Below are 17,569 nucleotides of genomic sequence, written 5' to 3'. Positions count from 1 at the left end.
GCCAGTTATCAATAATACCGGAATACCGCTATTCAATTAAAATTGCTACATTAATTGCCCCTGTATATTTATTGGCTTTGATATTGCCATTAGCACAAAGGTTAAAAATTATGTTTTGTGTAAAACTCTTCATATTTTGTTGTGCTAGTTTATTACTACCGACGAGTCGCAAGGCCTCTTGTGCATTGGCTTGACAAATACTTGATTGTGCAGATTTTAAAGAAGCCACCACATAAGGCAGTGTGGTGATATTTTCAGTGCTACTGGTGGATAGCTCCATCCCTGTTTCACTGCCTGAGACTAAATTATTAAAAGGGCTCAGGGTGAGATAAATATTTTTATTAGCATAAGGACAATTGACACTGATACTAGCTAAATTATCTGCTAATTTAGTAGGTGTTGCATAATTTTTCGCGATTTGAGTCGGAAACTGAATATTGGTAGACGTTTGGGGGATAACGTCACAGGCTTTAAGTGCTTTAATATTCACATTATCCATTGAACTTAATAATGTTTTAGATCTTGCAAAAGAACCTGAACTAGTGCGAATGACGGCATAAAATTTTGAATCATCACGCATGGCATATTCACCGGCCTCTAATGGCCCGATGGCATACGCGGAATAACTGGATATTGTTAATGTTAACGAATGAACTTTATCACTACCATCTACGTATCGTGCTGAGAAAAAATTACTATTGCCTTGTCTGGGCAAAAGACCCCAACTTAATTCATCAGAATTAGAGGGAAAATTATTATACATATTTGTCATAGCGGTGGTTTTGGAACGACTAAATGCAAATGAAGCATTCTCATATGTATCGTTAGCCCGTTTATAACGCAACAAACCATATCCACTGGGTGCTAAAACAATAAAGGCCCCTTTGGGATTGCTTTTATTGTAGATAGCCACACCCACTCGACCGATTTCGGGGTAAAAAGGCAGGTCACTTATCACAAATTGACTAGGCTCCCACCGAAAACTTATATAAGATCTATTCGCCTGAAGCACTGAACTTACCATCCCATAATTTTTCGTTGTTGAACCAACTGGCGGAGTGACCTCCCCTAAATAACCTGTTGAGCCAATAGGAACGGATAACTCTAACGCATTAGCGGAATGAAAGAATATTATTGGTATCAAGAATAACGATAAACCGTATCCCCCTATTTTTTTTATCATTGATGGATACATCGAATTTCGATACTTTGTCGAAAGAGCTATTTTATTCACGTGTATCTCCAGCATTAAAATAAAAATAATGTAAATATATAAATGATTATAAAATAATAATATCACTTTTAAATATGATTACATCAGCCATTTCATTATTTTAAGATAATTAAAAATAAAGATAGAAAAATAAATTAAACCATTCATTAATAGACTATTGAAATTAGAATAAGTAGCCTATTTAAAACAAAAATTTTAATTAAGAAATAAAAAATATTTATTTATTATAAGTAATTAAATTTAGGGGTTATTTGATCTACTTTAATCAAACAGGGCACTTTAATAATGGAATATAATCTAACTATTGAAGTGTTAAATGAAAAAACGAACAAACAGTGTTTATACTACTGGGTTTAAGCAAGAAGCGGTCGCATTAGTCAGCGAACAAGGTTATAGCGTCCCAAAAGCGGTAGCTTCTTTAGGGATCACCGATAAATTACTTTATAACTGAAAAGCAAAATTCGACGCTGAGTAATCAGGTAACAACTTGAACGCCAAAAATTAGATAAAAATCGTGATTTAATTGCTCAAATTTCAGGTGGTTTTGATAACTCGTTTTGATAACTTTTTGATAACCATTTCAAAATTGACAATAAAAAACGGGAACTAATAAGCTCCCGTTAACTATTTATCAAATCAACAATTACATATGTTTAATAATCGCGTCACCGAACTCGCTACATTTCAGCAGTTTAGCGCCGTCCATTAGACGTTCGAAATCATAAGTAACGGTCTTCGCTTCGATTGCGCCTTCCATACCTTTAATGATTAAGTCAGCGGCTTCTGTCCAACCCATGTGGCGTAGTATTATACCCATAATAATTATGTAACTTATTAGATAAGTTATAATTGTTTGGGTAATTATTTATTTTTATGTGATCTTGGTTTGTATGTAACTGGTTGATTTTTAGTTTGGATTGGTGTGGTTTTGGGGAAGTGATTTCAAATGTACTTAGCGACCAGTACAATGAAAATAACTAGATCATACTAACCATTAGACATGGTCACCATTAGACATGGTCACCGTTAGCTACTGAGAATAACTAACGGCGATGGGGCTTTAGCATTAAAGAATATGTTACGAGAACTCTAGGATTCTATTGTTGCTTTTTTTGCATTTCAATATCATTGATTTTATCTTTAACAACTTCTTCAATATCTTCAACCAACTGTTCGAATTTTCTAATATTTGTCGATTGAGTAGACTTTGATACAAAAACACGAATAAAAAACTTAACATAGTGATATGGTTGAAGTGCTTCATTAAAATCACACAGTTTATTTATTTTATACTTACCATTTATTTCTTTTTTAATAATTCTAGCTTGGCTTTTTTCAATGTCTTTGAAATTATCTTCGATCTGAAAGTCAAGAGCACATTCTTTTCCAATTTTAGCATTTTCGAGAATAGAGTTGATTTCTCTAGATATTTCTTTTTTGTATTCTTTGAATGTATTATCTGAAAGTCTAACATTAGAAAATGTGTGTTTTTTTTCATATATTTTTTTCCACACATTTCTATTAACAATATCATTAATTATTTCTTTTGAAGGGCCATTTAATACATTTTTAAGCGTATGCTCTAAAAATTTCTTATCTGGGTTATTTCGATAAAAATTTTTCATTATATCAATGATTGTATCGCTAGAATCTAAAGATATAACATTAACAGTATCTGAGTCAGAGCACGCTTTATTAAGCATGGCAGATAGCGCACGATTGGTTTTATGGAAATAAACTTGACTATAAAGACCACTTCTTGCATTAGCAAACTCTAGTATTGAATCCATACCACTTTCTTTATATGCCAAGTAAACATTATTTTCATCTTTTACAGGAATAAATGACATTAGCAATCGTCCATAATCATAAATCCCATACTTAACACCTGAAAAATAGCTATCTCTCAGTAAGTAATCCATTCTATCTGCATCTATAGGTGAAGATGATATGATTGAACCTAACAAAGGATATATATTCAGACCTTCTATTTCATTTTCAAATTCATAGTTTTTTTCAACGATTCTTATAATACTATCTGTGTTAATTATATTTATGTTTTCTTTATAAACATCGTCACCATCTGATTCGCTTTCAGCTTTATTTTTCAATTCATCAATAATTTCCTTAATAAAAATACATGATACTTGTTCGTGACTTAATTTTCTTTCTCCATTTTCAGCTAGTGATATGATCTTATCGTATTTATTAGTGCCTTCAATCTTACATTTTTCTTTGAATTTATCTATATCTATTGCAAAACTATCGAATTGATGGGCTAAAGGACCATGCCCAACATCATGTAACAAAGCTGCAATACGCAGTTCTTGGATAAGGTTTATTGGTATTTTTTTTATATCCAGATAGAGGTCAACACTCTCATTTTTACGATTATAAATTAATGCATTTAAATCTAGATTTTTCAATATTTCATACGATAAATGCATCACTCCAACTGAGTGCTCAAAACGAGAGTGCATTGCAGAAGGAAATACTTTATATAAAAAAGTATTCTGTCTAATATCTCTTAGTCTTTGAAATAAAGGATGGTCAATTATTTTTTTTTCAAGCTTAGTAATTCGAATAACTCCATGTATGGGATCTAGAAACTTCCCTAAAAGCAGGTCTTCGAAGTTCTCAGGTTTTTTTTCTTGTGCCACGATACTTTCCTTTTTGTATGGTTATTATTAAATTAAATAGTATTAATATTTACAGTTTTTCATTGGTTTTTTAATAAAAAATATATTATGAAACAGCATATCAATATGGCTTCATATATTCAAATAACCTATGTATTTGGATTGTAATCCTGATTGATGGGATGGCACACTTCAAATAAACACTAGGGTCTAAATTAAGCTCATATTCTGAGATATTTAAAACAGTATAGAATTATGATTGCATAATTTCACTTAAGGGCGAGAATAAAAATGATATAGATACTTAAATATGAAATTCATCTCGAGCTGGTGGCAGACGTTACATTCATGATAACTAAGTAGTTCCATCACATTAAACATTACATCTAATGAATGCTGTAATAAACTAAGTACCAAACTCTTTCTACAAAACCTTATTTTCCTTAGTAGGTATGATTTAGCCTCATGTAGGAATTCAAATGAATAATGTAAATATTGAACTTAACTTTACAAAAAAACTTGTAAAACTACCTCATGTTTTTACACACTAAAACAACAATACAAAGAAGCAATTGAGCATTCTGCAAGTTATATGGGAAATGATGATAAAATAGAAAAATCAGGGGGGAGGAAGCTAGAATTGCATATGAGAGTATGAATAGAGTTAAGATCGAGATAGAGAATCAAACTAAATTGATCGAAGTTCTGTAATTGCCTACTAAGCAAATCTCACTCTAGTCTTGAACAGCTAGCTTGATGCCAGCTATGATAATAATCACTAAGAAATATATACTTTGCTTTATAATTCTTACGTACTCATCCCTTCATCGTGGTTTTCTATCCCCCACCATACTCCCTCACATCAATATAAAAATACTGCTTACCTAGTGAGGTTGTTGACATCTGTCCAGCCACTATCATGGAATGAGGAATAATACGGTTACCTCGCTCACAAAGAGTTACTCTAATCGTTTTTCCTCTAATCGGATCCATCATCCCAATATGCCCAATTATTGTGATTAATACCGCACAGGGGAAACCGACATCCACGCCATTCCAATTATTTCCTGTGAGTACAAAGTTATTTCCCTCTAATAAATTAAGCGGTCTTTGGCTTGAAGCGTGTGTAATAACACCTTTATGATAAATTTGAATTCCCCATTTTTGAGGATGAAGTGAAATATGATAAGAAGACTTCACAAATACATAGAGCTCATATTCTGCTGAATTACCTTGAATAATATCAATTAAATTCACACATCACGCATTGTTCTCAGAAATCACTTCAGATAATCCACATTTTTAATTGTACTGTTTTGGGGAAGAGTTTTGGGGATATTTTGGGGAAGAATTTTGTAGTACAAAAAATAAACGGGAACTAATAAGCTCCCGTTAACTATTTATCAAATCAGCAATTACATATGTTTGATAATCGCGTCACCGAACTCGCTACATTTCAGCAATTTAGCACCGTCCATTAGACGTTCGAAATCATAAGTAACGGTCTTAGCTTCGATTGCGCCTTCCATACCTTTAATGATTAAGTCAGCGGCTTCTGTCCAACCCATATGGCGTAGCATTATACCCATAATAATTAAGTAACTTATTAAATAAATTATAATTATTGTTGGTGATAATCTTTTTTTATGTGATCTTGGTTTGTATGTAACTGGTTGATTTTTAGTTTACACTGGGGTGGTTTTGGGGAAGATATTTTAAATGGTTACGAACTTATCAAGTATGTAATCAAAAAAATTAGGCCTACTATTTATAGTAAATAACAGGAATTTTAATTATAAAAATTCATGTTAGTAATAAATTGGGGAATTCTTATTTAAATTAAATATTCTTCGCTATACTCATGTAGTGAAGAATATTTTAGGAACAAAAAAGAATAATTTATCATGCAATATCTCAAATCTACTTGTCAGTTTTGAACGAAAAACAGGGCTAGCATTGTGATATTTTGAATAATAAAAATCTGGTTAAACTGGTGATTATTCGCGAATGGACATGAAAAAATCAAATATGGTATAGATTGGATTTTCATTATGTTAAATCCTATTATTTCATTAAAGGACTTAATCAATGATCAAACGTTTAGTACTTTTAGCTTGCTCTTACCGTCCTGGTGGACGTTGTGTCGCAGGCATTGAATTGGTTGATAATGTATGTAACGGCTGGGTACGACCTGTATGCTCCACAGGTGAAGGCCAAGTACACGATATTGATCGTATCTGTGATAATGGAAACTCAGCTACCAAACTTTCTGTTGTTGAAATTGATGTCGGTGAAAACCAAAGTCACCCAATGCAACGTGAAAATATTTATTTTAATCATGGTGTTAAATGGAGGTATATTTCAGCATATCCTAAATCACATGAATTCTTAGCTCCTTTCCTAGAAACACCTCCGTCTTTGTGGGAAAACGGTACACATAGTACGAACGGTTTAAACGATAAAGTTCCTGTTGGTATGGTTGGAAGACCAAGACAATCATTATTCTTCATAAGACCAACAAGGCTTTTTATTCATATTGCTACTGAAGGGGAAGATTTCGGTACTCCTCGCCGAAAAGTAAGAGCGAGATTCTTCTATAACAGTGTGGAATATATTTTTTCATTAATGGATGCTGGAGTTCTTGACGAGTTTAGAACACATGAAAATGGCGAGTATGAAATTTTTAATTCATATATGACTGTAAGTTTAGCTGGGGAACATTTGCAACATTATTGGAAAATTGCAGCGTCTATTATAAGGGTTGAATAATGAAAGTGTTTTCAATTGGCTTTACTGAAAAAACTGCAGAGAAGTTTTTTTCACTTATAAAATCACAACCAACTATTAAAAACTTAGTAGATGTCCGTTTAAACAATATTTCTCAACTTTCTGGATTTGCCAAAAAGAACGACCTTAAGTACTTTCTTAAGGAATTGTGCAATGTAAACTATATACATCTTCCAGATCTCGCCCCAACAAAAGAAATATTAAATTTATATAAGAAAGGGAATATTTCATGGGTAGCCTATGAAGATAATTTTTTGAATTTAATGGCAAAAAGAAATATCGAGCGTATAGATAAATCCTTGATCGAAGATAGCTGTTTACTTTGTAGTGAACATAAACCACATTACTGTCATCGCCGGCTTGTGATAGAGTACTTAAATAACCATTGGAATACTGATTTTGAGGTTAAGCACCTGATATGAAGAAAGTACTGATAATGTATCATTTTAACTTTGCCTCTAAGGGAAAATTTGAGCGCAAACTTACTCGAATATTTTCCAAGTCAAATGACCATAAAATATTTTACTTTGAAGATCATCATAATCTAATCAAACAGTTTTTCACTGCAGATACTTTGACGGAGCTTGCACCTGAATTACTTGCCGATCCGTCTTCTATTGGTTTAACTCACGCAGTTATTTTTGATTCAGCCACTAAGCCAGCATTTCTTCATCACCGAGATGTTTTGTCCAATAAAATTACTGTGCGATATATTATGGACAAAATCACATTCGTTTCGAATAAAGATCGAGGTGAACACTTCGATACTTATTGTGGAAGAGGAACCCTGTGGGGAAACCCTTATGCAATAGGTGTAGATGGTGATCGAGATGAAGTAATAAGAAAGTTCAAGTACGATTTTGATCGTGATTATCTGAAGGGTGGGAATGATTTCAAAGAAAAACTCAAGAAATTAAGAGGACACACATTGGGATGCCATTGTAAACCCTATGCGTGCCATGGCGATGTCCTCGCTCAATATCTTAATGAATTAGATGATGGTGAGTAAAATCCCCCTAAAATATTTAAACGCCATCTGATCTATTCCATATTAAATTATTACACTATTCTGGATGACATCCGCTCTTGAGACAGGGTAACTAAACAGTCCTGACGAAATTATACTTCAATTGACTCAGCTATTTCTGCACCATCGACTTCAATGCCTAGATAACGAACTGCGCTTTCGAGCTTTTTATGTCCAAGTAATAGCTGAGTTACACGAAGGTTCTTTGTTTTCTAGTAGTAAATTACAACCTCTAAGTTTACTATCTAAAGCTAATTTCCCTAGATATGAGATATTTTAAACGATCATTTTTCCCAATTATACGATTTTTATTCCACGGTGACTTAGACATAATCAAATCTTCTGTGATGTGGAAATTTAATTATGACAGTTATCCTGAAAAAATATGAGGTGGACACAATGCTACTACGACACATTGTAATATTTCTAAAAACTAGCGTAAGCTTTCAGAACACTTTGACCAAGAATTCTGGCAGTCGCCAAATATAAGAATTGTTTAGGTTGTGTGTTTAGAAACTCACTCATTAACCATTGCTCTTTGTCAGAAAATATTTCATCAAACATGTATGGATGGTAACGTGTTATAGAACCAAGGTAAAACATCACCATGTAAATAATAGACTCTTGACTATAACGACCTATAGATGAGTTTGAAAGATACATTGTATAACCAGTGTTGCCTATAAAGTACCAAATTCCTTTATTTTGTATTTTCTGGCTTAGTTCAGCATAATCTTTTCGTGTTGGCTTATATGTAGACATAGTTATTTTGGTAGTGTAATAAAATATTCCATTATCATCTTGTGTTATCGAGTATCCACAAGCTGTGAGACTTGCCATGTCAATATCCGAACATTGAAGTTCTGCCTTGAAAATTAGCTCTTTTCCTTTCTTGAATAGTTTATAATTCGCTATCTTATAAAAGACTTCAGTTTGATTATAAATTTCAGAGTAGGCTCTATGGACTCCCACACAGTGGTTTAGGAGCTCTTTCACGTTTAAAAGAACATCTGTTTTAGCTATATTAGGGTCAAATATGGAAACGATTTCATGTGCAACTTGAACAATTTTTTGTTTTTGTTTTTGTTTTGTTATTGTTGACTGTGAAAATTTATTATTATGATTTTCATTCATTCCGTGCATATACATTTTCTTGGAACCATGTTGACCAGTAAGATTTATTATTATTTTTGATAAATTTAGAAATGAATAATAATAAAGGAGAGGCTGGCTTTTTACTGGGCTAGTTTCCGCTGTTATATAAAAGTGTTTTGCCTGTTCGAGAAGTGACCTTAAAAAATCCTCTCCTTTACGATCATTACTCGTTTTTTTTATAACATAGTCCCAGAACGCCCAAATATCTGATATTACAATCTTTTCATTTTTCCCTAGATTAACTACAGAGGAAGGTTTTGAGAAAAGAGGAAAACCATATTTAATTTCCACTTCAGCCAGATCAACCAATTTATTTCTCCAGATTAATGTATATAACTTTTATTTTATGATAAATATTGTAGCCTGCCGAAAAATAACCCTATAGTCGCCGCATATTACTAGCGTCGATTTTCATCTTCTGTTACGGGATGCCCACCAAAATTTTCAGGAAATTCCTCAAGTAATTCTTTTGAATGATATTGAAGAACTATTTCCCCTTTTGTTAATCTTTCTGTCCAATATCTTCCTATTAATTTTTGCTTCGGATTTTCAATAATCTTGAACACAGCAGTTCCATCATGAGGAATACTTCGCTCGGTCAAACTGAGCCTAGGTCTACTTCCATAGGAATATGCGACATTTTTAATTTGCCGTTCAGGATCGATAAGAAAACCCTCAGAATACGAATAGCTTTCCATTTCATTCGTACGCATCATGCAGCTAATGTGGAAGAAAGATTGATTCACAGTAAGCATTACTGGTATAGGTGGTACCTTTTCTCCCGTCTTAGGATTTTTCCAATCTGAATATATAAAACCTACCCAGCTTCCGTTCAAATTTGGAAAGGGAACAAGCCAGCCTCTAAAGATTTTAAATTTCCAACCCCATTTAGCGAATAGAGCTACCACCAAAAGATCAATACTGACCACTTTTGGAACAAGCTCTAAAAAACTTTTTATATTGGACAAATCTAGCCCATTAATATAAACGAGAAAAATCCAAGCGACTGCTGAAAATCCGATTAACAGGTATAGTGAATTTTTAAATGTCGCATTACGCATTACTTGAATTCCAAGTAGTTCCAAGCTGCTTTAGCAAACTCACGCCCATCTTCACGAGTCCATTTTTGATTTGAGTGGAAAAGAAAAAAGCATTCATTCACTTCCAACCAGCGATCAGTGGTTGGCTCATCACCTTGTAGTCTATCCCAAATATGTATAAGCATAGCTTTGAGCCGTTCTGTCCATGTTGAATGAGCAAATACAGTTTCTGGGCAATTATAAGCTAAGCATTCCATAAAAAAAGATGGCAATTCGTGATATGTCCCATTTTCGACCATTGAATTTTCAATACGCTTTAACAGACGAACACCTTTTTTATAGGCATAACCAGTTCGATTATTCTTTTCTGTTCCATTTTTCATCTGTTGGGCTGGGTAGTTAACAATATGACTCCCATCAGTTTTAAATATTTTCGTTCCATTTATCGATCTATTTTTCATGTAGTAACGATAGCTAAAACATGGAACAACATCAGCATCTACTCTCGCTGAATTAGAATTTATTTGTATTGCAGTGGTACCCGATGAATCTATCTGCCCAGGAAATTTTGCTTTCATGGCAGAAAGAAGTTCGGTTCTTAACTTTTCTGGAGTCCAAATACCCTCATATAGTTTCCCTGGAGTATGCACCCCTTTCTCCGATTCATCCCAATATTGAACCTCTATACATTCAACAGCAATATCCACATCACTATCTGAACGCACATTAGTATTATTAGCGAATGATCCCTTCGCATAAACCTTTAGTGAGCAATTGTCGAATGGTTCGTGTGAGTCAATCGCTTGGCGAATCATCCGCTCCGTTCTTTCTTGTTTTTCCTGCTCCGTATTACTCGAAGGACCTGTCCATCCGGACAGTTTATCTTCCAAATTCATTACTTATCCTCTGAAAGGGCTGATAAATTAACAAAAAAATGTGTCCACACATCACACAGTTCTATACTTTTTCACTTTTGTCAGTCTCAAACTAACTCCTATATACCTATAATTCAAAGGATTCCTTTTAACTTTGTGATTTAACAAGTGACAAATTTAAATAGAAGATTTTTAATTCTATAATTTTCTACGCACCCAATTACACTACTATTAACATGAATATACCTAGTAATTTATTAAAAATTTCAAAATTAAATGTGAAAACGGGATGAAATTGATTCTGCGCCTAGCATAGATCCAAACACCAGCGAATATATATTTTCCTTTAATGATCTTTCGTACTCAACAACTAAACCAACCATCTAAACTCTTTCTACCCACCATACTCCCTCACATCAATATAAAAATACTGCTTACCTAGTGAGGTTGTTGACATCTTTTCGGCTACTATCATGGAATGAGGGATAATGCGGTTACCTCGCCCACAGAGGGTTACCCTAATTGTTTTTCCTCCCATCGAATCCATCATCCCAATATGCCCTATTGTTGTGATTAATACCGCACAAGGAAACCCGACATCCACGCCATTCCAATTATTTCCTGTGAGTACAAAGTTATTTCCCTCTAATAAATTAAGCGGTCTTTGGCTTGAAGCGTGTGTAATAACACCTTTATGATAAATTTGAATTCCCCATTTTTGAGGATGAAGTGAAATATGATAAGAATACTTCACAAATACATAGAGCTCATATTCTGCTGAATTACCTTGAATAGTATCAATTAAATTCACACACCACGCATTGTTCTCAGAAATCACTTCAGATAATCCACATTTTTAATTGTACTGTTTTGGGGAATAGTTTTGGTGGGGTTTTGGGGAATAATTTTATAGTACAAAAAATAAACGGGAACTAATAAGCTCCCGTTAACTATTTATCAAATCAACAATTACATATGTTTGATAATCGCGTCACCAAATTCGCTACATTTTAGCAGTTTAGCGCCGTCCATTAGACGTTCGAAATCATAAGTAACGGTCTTCGCTTCGATTGCGCCTTCCATACCTTTAATGATTAAATCAGCGGCTTCTGTCCAACCCATGTGGCGTAGCATCATCTCCGCGGAGAGAATAATAGAGCCTGGGTTAACTTTATCTTGTCCGGCATATTTTGGTGCTGTTCCGTGAGTCGCTTCAAATAATGCACACTCATCACCAATATTAGCGCCAGGAGCAATCCCAATACCACCAACTTGTGCTGCTAATGCATCAGAAATATAGTCGCCATTTAGGTTCATACAAGCGATAACATCATACTCGGCTGGGCGTAACAGGATTTGTTGTAAGAATGCATCTGCGATAACATCTTTAACAATAATATCTTTGCCTGATTTAGGGTTCTTAATTTTAACCCAAGGACCACCATCTAACAGCTCACCACCAAATTCTTCACGGGCTAATTCGTAACCCCAATCTTTAAAGGCACCTTCGGTAAATTTCATAATATTACCTTTATGCACCAATGTAACGGAGTCGCGATCGTTATCAATTGCATATTCAATCGCTGCGCGAACTAAACGTTTAGTCCCCTCTTCTGAACACGGCTTAATACCGATACCACAATCTTGTGGGAAGCGAATTTTGGTTACACCCATTTCATCTTGCAGGAACTTAATCACTTTATCAGCTTCTGCTGAGCCGGCTTTCCACTCAATACCGGCATAGATATCTTCTGAGTTTTCACGGAAGATAACCATATCCGTCAGTTCTGGGTGTTTTACTGGGCTTGGAGTGCCTTTGTAATAACGCACTGGGCGCAGGCAAACGTAAAGGTCGAGTTGTTGGCGTAGTGCCACATTTAATGAACGGATACCACCACCTACTGGTGTAGTAAGAGGACCTTTAATAGAAACACGATATTCACGAATAAGATCTAAGGTTTCTTCTGGCAGCCAAACATCTTTACCATAAATTTGTGTTGATTTTTCACCGGTGTAGACTTCCATCCACTCAATCTTACGTTCATTGCCGTAAGCTTTTTCAACCGCTGCATCAACAACTTTTAACATTGCTGGCGTGACATCGATACCGATACCATCCCCTTCGATATAAGGGATAACCGGATTATTTGGAACAACAAGCTTACCTTTAGCATCTAATGTAATTTTAGCACCATTAGCCGGAACAACTACTTTGCTTTCCATTTACCTCTCCTTTCATGTAAGCGCACGCTTTGTTAATTTTTTGTAAGAGACCTGTCAATACTACTTGATTATTCAGCTAACGCCAATCGCTTCTCTTTTAAGGTATAATCAATCTCCCATTTTTGACAAAAAATAGCTATGGCAAATCAATTTAACAATAGATCGAAACTACGCAAATCTCACGCACTAGCAGGACAAAAAAAACCTTCTCGCCCTAGAGGTGAGCGTAAAGTGATTATCTTTAATAAACCCTTCGATGTCCTTGTGCAATTTACCGATGACAGCGGTAGAAAAACGCTAAAAGATTTTATCCCCATTCCTGATATTTATGCGGCAGGACGGTTAGATAGAGATAGTGAAGGTCTGTTAGTATTAACAAATGATGGCAAATTACAGGCCAAATTAACTCAACCAAATAAAAAAACAGGGAAAGTCTACTATGCTCAAGTAGAAGGCATTCCCACAGAGATAGCGTTACAACAATTTCGTGAAGGACTTAACCTAAAGGATGGGAAAACACTACCTGCAAAAATTGAAAGGGTAGAACAGCCAACGTGGGTTTGGGAGCGATTTCCACCTATTAGAGAGCGTCAATCTATTCCGACTAGCTGGTTAAAAATCACTTTATTTGAAGGAAAAAACCGCCAAGTTAGACGTATGACTGCCCATATTGGTTATCCCACATTACGCTTAATTCGTTTTAGCATGGGAAATATTACCTTGGATAATCTATTACCGGGTCAATGGAAGGAGATTAATTTTGTTTAAACCACATGTCACTGTTGCTTGTATTGTTCATGCAAACAATAAATTTTTAGTTGTTGAAGAAACGGTAAATGGCAAAGCCACATGGAATCAACCCGCAGGACATTTAGAAGCAAATGAAACCCTGATCCAAGCGGCACAACGAGAGTTATGGGAAGAAACTGGTTTAACCTTGCCGGTACAATATTTTTTGAAATTACATCAGTGGGTGGCACCGGACAATACGCCATTTTTGCGTTTTTTATTTTTGATAGAAGCACCAGAACAATTAGCCACACAACCACATGACGATGATATTAATGGCTGCTACTGGGTGACCGCGCAAGAGATAATCAATAGCCAACAATTACGTTCACCGCTGGTAAAAGAAAGTATTCTTTGTTATCAACAAAATGAACGTTATCCACTCTCTTTACTGGATAGCTTTGGTTCAACATTTGCCTCTTAACAATGACTTTCATAGTTAAGAAGGCAAAAAATGTATTCGTTTGATGCACCCTTGATAGTGATATGGTAAAGTATGGCGCTTATTTTTTCGCAGTGAGATCCATTCATGTCAGATAACAGCCAAAAAAAAGTCATCGTTGGAATGTCCGGTGGCGTAGATTCATCCGTCTCAGCCTATCTTCTTAAGGAACAGGGATATCAGGTCGTTGGTCTGTTTATGAAGAACTGGGAAGAAGATGACGATACAGAATATTGCTCAGCTTCTGCCGACCTTGCCGACGCGCAAGCCGTGTGTGATAAGCTTGGCATAGAACTTCACACTATCAATTTTGCCGCTGAATATTGGGATAATGTATTTGAACACTTTTTATCTGAATATAAAGCTGGCCGCACCCCTAATCCCGATATTCTATGTAATAAAGAGATAAAATTTAAAGCGTTTTTAGAATATGCAGCCGAAGATTTAGGGGCCGATTATATTGCAACGGGCCACTATGTTCGTCGCCGTGATATTGATGGTAAAAGCCAATTACTGCGCGGTGTTGATAACAACAAAGATCAAAGCTACTTCTTATATACATTAAGTCATCAGCAAATCGCCCAAAGCCTTTTCCCTGTCGGTGAAATGGAAAAACCTGAGGTGAGAAAAATTGCCGAGAAGCTTGATTTAGCAACCGCCAAGAAAAAAGACTCTACGGGGATCTGTTTTATCGGTGAACGCAAGTTTACTGATTTCTTATCGCGCTATTTACCTGCCAAACCGGGTCCTATCGTCACCGTAGATGGCGAAACCATTGGTGAACATCAAGGGTTGATGTATCACACCTTAGGTCAACGTAAAGGTCTGGGTATCGGTGGCACAAAAGAAGGTAGCGAAGATCCTTGGTATGTAGTCGATAAAGATGTTGCAAATAACATATTAATTGTCGCACAAGGTCATGAACACCCTCGATTAATGTCCGTAGGCTTAATTGCTCAACAACTTCATTGGGTCGCAAGAGAGCCTATTACCGAAGCTTTTCGTTGCACGGTGAAAACACGATATCGCCAAGCTGATATTCCGTGTACAGTAACACCATTAGATGAAGATAAAATTGAAGTCCGTTTTGACTATCCTGTTGCTGCTGTTACACCGGGGCAATCGGCCGTTTTCTATCAAGACGAAGTCTGTTTAGGTGGCGGTATTATTGAAACACGTATTCAGGAGTAGATGTGGCTAAAGATTTTCGTGATATTACCCTTGCACTGGCAGGTATCTGCCAGGCAAGTCGTCTTGTTCAGCAAATTGCTTATCAAGGGAATGCAGACGAGAAAGATGTTGAAGTCATGGTTAACAGCATTTTTAATATCAACCCAACTTCAACCTTGGATGTTTATGGTAATCAAATAAGTCATTTGAAATTAGGTTTTCAAACCATAAAAGCTATCCATCAAGCGGTAAGAAGAGAAAAACTCACGTTTGAGTTGATGACTTATCAACAAGGCCTGATTAACCTTGAACGTATCATCAACAAAAATAACGATTACAGTTCGCATTTATCACAAAAAATATCTCAACTTGAACGACAAAAAAATTATTTTGAACCGCTTTCTGACGGATTATTTAATGCTCTCGCTGGCGTTTATAGTGATGCGGTCAGCCCTGTAGGGCCAAAAATTCAAGTTAATGGTTCGATTGAGTTGCTTAAAAACCCTATTATTCAAGCCAAAGTTCGTGGATTACTTCTGACAGGTCTTCGTAGTGCCGTACTTTGGCGTCAAGTAGGTGGTCGCCGTTTTGATTTTTTACTCCATCAAAAAACCATCTTACGACAAACTGATGATTTTCTCGCTCAATGTTAATACTTTAAAATTCAACCTGGGAGTTGCCAACAATGGAATTATCTTCGCTGACAGCGATTTCACCGATTGACGGTCGTTACGGTAGTAAAACTTCGTCGTTACGGACTATTTTTAGTGAATTCGGTCTTTTGAAATTCCGTGTACAGGTAGAAGTTCGCTGGCTACAAAAGCTAGCATCTTGCACCGACATTAAAGAAGTTCCCGCCTTTGAACAAAACGCAATCGATTACCTTGATGCAATTGTTGCTAACTTCAATGAAGATGATGCTACCCGTATCAAAACGATCGAGCGCACCACCAATCATGATGTGAAAGCGGTTGAATATTTCTTAAAAGAAAAAGTGGCGGCTATCCCTGCACTACAGCAAGTTTCTGAGTTTATTCACTTCGCTTGTACTTCTGAAGATATTAATAATTTATCCCATGCCATCATGTTAGAAACAGCACGCCAAGAAGTGCTACTACCAGCATGGCGCGAGCTTATTGATACTATCAGTAAAATGGCGCAAGCATATCGTGATTTACCCCTGCTCTCTCGTACTCACGGACAACCGGCAACACCTTCAACGGTAGGAAAAGAGTTTGCAAACGTTGCATACCGTATGGAGCGTCAATATCGCCAACTTACTCAAGTAGAAATTTTAGGTAAAATTAATGGTGCAGTAGGTAACTATAATGCTCACCTAGCTGCCTATCCTGAAGTTGATTGGCACCAATTTAGTGAAGAATTTGTTACTTCATTGGGGATCACATGGAACCCATATACTACGCAAATTGAGCCACACGACTATATTGCCGAGCTTTTTGATTGCATCAGCCGCTTTAATACAATTTTAATTGATTTTGACCGTGATATTTGGGGTTATATCGCTCTTAATCACTTCAAACAGAAGACCATTGCCGGTGAGATTGGCTCATCAACAATGCCTCATAAAGTGAATCCTATCGATTTTGAAAACTCTGAAGGTAATTTAGGTTTAGCTAATGCCGTTATGGGTCACCTTTCCAGCAAATTACCTGTTTCGCGTTGGCAACGTGATTTAACTGACTCAACCGTACTACGTAACCTAGGTGTCGGTATCGGTTATGCATTAATCGCTTACCAATCAACCATGAAAGGCTTAAATAAATTAGAAGTTAATGAAAGTCATCTTCGTGAAGAGTTAGATAGCAACTGGGAAGTTCTTGCTGAACCAATCCAAACGGTTATGCGTCGCTATGGTATTGAAAAGCCTTATGAAAAACTTAAAGAGTTAACTCGTGGTAAACGGATCACGGCACAAGATATGATTGTGTTTATTGACGGTTTAGCGCTACCAGAACAAGAAAAAACACGCTTAAAAGCGATGACACCTGAAAACTATATTGGTTTTGCCAGTCAACTTGTTGATAAATTAGATTAATTTATCCCATACTTAAAAGGCAGATAATCTCTGCCTTTTTTTATATCGATGACCCGTCCTAAATAAGATAAAAACTATCTATAACTTAAACACATTGTCCGTTACGGTATTCTTTAAGTGCTAGATTGACTA

18 protein-coding genes and 1 pseudogene are annotated in these 17,569 nt (G+C 35.8%); 9 read left to right on the top strand and 10 right to left on the bottom strand.

Features of this window, described 5'->3' with window-relative positions:
- Positions 1-28 precede the first annotated feature (28 nt).
- Positions 29-1,234: a hypothetical protein gene (locus tag AACV00_RS08640; protein WP_161680045.1), complete on the bottom strand. Its 1,206-nt coding sequence runs from the start codon at positions 1,232-1,234 to the stop codon at positions 29-31.
- 316 nt (positions 1,235-1,550) lie between these two features.
- Between AACV00_RS08640 and AACV00_RS08635 the strand changes: the two are divergent.
- Positions 1,551-1,682 (top strand): annotated as a pseudogene (locus AACV00_RS08635) (transposase); the annotation flags it as partial.
- A gap of 195 nt (positions 1,683-1,877) precedes the next feature.
- Here AACV00_RS08635 and AACV00_RS08630 read toward each other — a convergent pair.
- From AACV00_RS08630 to AACV00_RS08615, 4 genes are all read right to left on the bottom strand, one after another.
- On the bottom strand, positions 1,878-2,099 hold the full coding sequence (locus tag AACV00_RS08630; protein ID WP_259693750.1) for an isocitrate/isopropylmalate family dehydrogenase: 222 nt from the start codon (positions 2,097-2,099) through the stop codon (positions 1,878-1,880).
- Positions 2,100-2,331: 232 nt separating this feature from the next.
- Complete coding sequence (locus tag AACV00_RS08625) at positions 2,332-3,894, bottom strand: HD domain-containing protein (RefSeq protein ID WP_109847645.1); 1,563 nt, start codon at positions 3,892-3,894, stop codon at positions 2,332-2,334.
- Positions 3,895-4,710: 816 nt separating this feature from the next.
- Positions 4,711-5,130 carry a hypothetical protein gene (locus AACV00_RS08620; RefSeq protein WP_236645537.1) on the bottom strand — a complete coding sequence of 140 codons (420 nt, stop codon included), beginning with the start codon at positions 5,128-5,130 and terminating at the stop codon, positions 4,711-4,713.
- Between the two features lie 158 nt (positions 5,131-5,288).
- On the bottom strand, positions 5,289-5,465 hold the full coding sequence (locus AACV00_RS08615) for an isocitrate/isopropylmalate family dehydrogenase (RefSeq protein ID WP_255320234.1): 177 nt from the start codon (positions 5,463-5,465) through the stop codon (positions 5,289-5,291).
- 496 nt (positions 5,466-5,961) lie between these two features.
- Between AACV00_RS08615 and AACV00_RS08610 the strand changes: the two genes are divergently transcribed.
- Genes AACV00_RS08610 through AACV00_RS08600 form a run of 3 tightly spaced genes read left to right on the top strand, consistent with a single transcriptional unit; the run spans position 5,962 to position 7,669 of the window.
- Entirely contained in the window at positions 5,962-6,642 is a 681-nt protein-coding gene (locus AACV00_RS08610; protein WP_143475621.1) for a dual OB domain-containing protein, read from the top strand.
- Complete coding sequence (locus AACV00_RS08605) at positions 6,642-7,082, top strand: DUF488 domain-containing protein (RefSeq protein WP_143475620.1); 441 nt, start codon at positions 6,642-6,644, stop codon at positions 7,080-7,082. Before AACV00_RS08610 ends, AACV00_RS08605 begins: the two co-directional genes overlap by 1 nt.
- Positions 7,079-7,669 (top strand): DUF4326 domain-containing protein, encoded by a 591-nt coding sequence (locus tag AACV00_RS08600; RefSeq protein ID WP_143475619.1) that lies wholly within the window; start codon positions 7,079-7,081, stop codon positions 7,667-7,669. The genes AACV00_RS08605 and AACV00_RS08600 overlap by 4 nt, the downstream gene beginning before the upstream one ends.
- 444 nt (positions 7,670-8,113) lie before the next feature.
- Here AACV00_RS08600 and AACV00_RS08595 read toward each other — a convergent pair whose 3' ends face one another.
- The 5 genes from AACV00_RS08595 to icd form a co-directional block, all read right to left on the bottom strand.
- Complete coding sequence (locus AACV00_RS08595) at positions 8,114-9,151, bottom strand: YaaC family protein (RefSeq protein ID WP_159290115.1); 1,038 nt, start codon at positions 9,149-9,151, stop codon at positions 8,114-8,116.
- Between the two features lie 89 nt (positions 9,152-9,240).
- Positions 9,241-9,903, bottom strand: coding sequence for a Cap15 family cyclic dinucleotide receptor domain-containing protein (locus AACV00_RS08590; protein ID WP_143475617.1), 663 nt, complete (start codon positions 9,901-9,903; stop codon positions 9,241-9,243).
- Positions 9,903-10,778: a nucleotidyltransferase domain-containing protein gene (locus tag AACV00_RS08585; protein WP_143475616.1), complete on the bottom strand. Its 876-nt coding sequence runs from the start codon at positions 10,776-10,778 to the stop codon at positions 9,903-9,905. Before AACV00_RS08585 ends, AACV00_RS08590 begins: the two co-directional genes overlap by 1 nt.
- A 373-nt stretch (positions 10,779-11,151) precedes the next feature.
- The gene (locus AACV00_RS08580) at positions 11,152-11,595 is read right to left on the bottom strand and encodes a hypothetical protein (RefSeq protein WP_237584909.1); all 444 of its coding nucleotides are present in this window, start codon (positions 11,593-11,595) and stop codon (positions 11,152-11,154) included.
- 131 nt (positions 11,596-11,726) lie between these two features.
- Complete coding sequence (gene icd, locus AACV00_RS08575; RefSeq protein ID WP_004247120.1) at positions 11,727-12,980, bottom strand: NADP-dependent isocitrate dehydrogenase; 1,254 nt, start codon at positions 12,978-12,980, stop codon at positions 11,727-11,729.
- A 138-nt stretch (positions 12,981-13,118) separates the two neighbouring features.
- On the opposite strand from icd, the gene rluE reads away from it, so the two are divergent.
- The 5 genes from rluE to purB all read left to right on the top strand — a co-directional run bounded on the left by rluE (position 13,119) and on the right by purB (position 17,437).
- Entirely contained in the window at positions 13,119-13,748 is a 630-nt protein-coding gene (gene rluE, locus AACV00_RS08570) for a 23S rRNA pseudouridine(2457) synthase RluE (protein WP_004247841.1), read from the top strand.
- A complete protein-coding gene (locus AACV00_RS08565; protein WP_004247118.1) occupies positions 13,741-14,193 on the top strand; it encodes an NUDIX hydrolase in 453 nt (150 codons plus the stop codon). The genes rluE and AACV00_RS08565 overlap by 8 nt, the downstream gene beginning before the upstream one ends.
- Positions 14,194-14,298: 105 nt before the next feature.
- On the top strand, positions 14,299-15,402 hold the full coding sequence (mnmA, locus tag AACV00_RS08560) for a tRNA 2-thiouridine(34) synthase MnmA (RefSeq protein ID WP_004247117.1): 1,104 nt from the start codon (positions 14,299-14,301) through the stop codon (positions 15,400-15,402).
- Positions 15,403-15,404: 2 nt separating this feature from the next.
- Complete coding sequence (hflD, locus tag AACV00_RS08555) at positions 15,405-16,034, top strand: high frequency lysogenization protein HflD (protein WP_004247840.1); 630 nt, start codon at positions 15,405-15,407, stop codon at positions 16,032-16,034.
- A gap of 32 nt (positions 16,035-16,066) precedes the next feature.
- On the top strand, positions 16,067-17,437 hold the full coding sequence (gene purB, locus AACV00_RS08550) for an adenylosuccinate lyase (protein WP_107336961.1): 1,371 nt from the start codon (positions 16,067-16,069) through the stop codon (positions 17,435-17,437).
- The last annotated feature ends 132 nt before the right edge of the window (positions 17,438-17,569 follow it).

It is taken from the genome of Proteus sp. G3927, from assembly GCF_963894685.1.
Lineage (GTDB): Bacteria > Pseudomonadota > Gammaproteobacteria > Enterobacterales > Enterobacteriaceae > Proteus > Proteus mirabilis.
Note: the sequence above shows the minus strand (reverse complement) of the source record. Positions and strands in the feature narration are given on the sequence as shown.